1 protein-coding gene is annotated in these 518 nt (G+C 57.3%); it reads right to left on the bottom strand.

What is annotated here, in order from left to right:
* Positions 1 to 518: type IV secretion system protein (locus EN749_RS36960; RefSeq protein ID WP_145991229.1), on the bottom strand; the 518-nt coding region annotated here is incomplete at its 5' end.

The raw sequence follows: 518 nt of genomic DNA, 5'->3' as shown, positions 1-518 counted from the left end.
TCATTGTACCGTCCTGTCGGCTGGCGCGGCGTCGGGCAGCGATTCCTGGTCACGCCGGTATTCCGTAACCTGGAAGCCCAATGGATTATCGAACCGATACTCATTTTTGAGCGGCGTGCTGGTGTAGCGGAATTTGATAACCGCCACCCAGTGCTCACGCCGCGTTGTGTTCTGCCGCTTTTCCTCGGTCGAAAGGCGGACCGTGGCCGTCGTGCGATTCAGGAACGAAACCGATTTCACCGTTACGGCGATGGTCGTGTCCATCCCATAACGCTTGTCTCTGGAATTCGGATTTGAGGGCGTAAATTCCCGCACAAGATCGTCAGCAGCGGCTCCGGTCGAATAGAGCTGGGCCAGATCGAAATTCGATTTGATCATGCGCGGATCATAGGTCTCGCGCGCCCTGATATAGCGCACGATGTTCGCCGCCGTGACCGCTTCATCCTGGGACAGGTCACCCGGTTTCAGGGCTCGTGCAATTTCGAGATGGCCGGTCGTCTTGTCGACCGCGACCATAT

It is taken from the genome of Mesorhizobium sp. M7A.F.Ca.ET.027.02.1.1 (assembly GCF_004022985.1).
Classification (GTDB): Bacteria; Pseudomonadota; Alphaproteobacteria; order Rhizobiales; family Rhizobiaceae; genus Mesorhizobium.
This window is presented reverse-complemented; position numbering and strand designations above follow the sequence as displayed.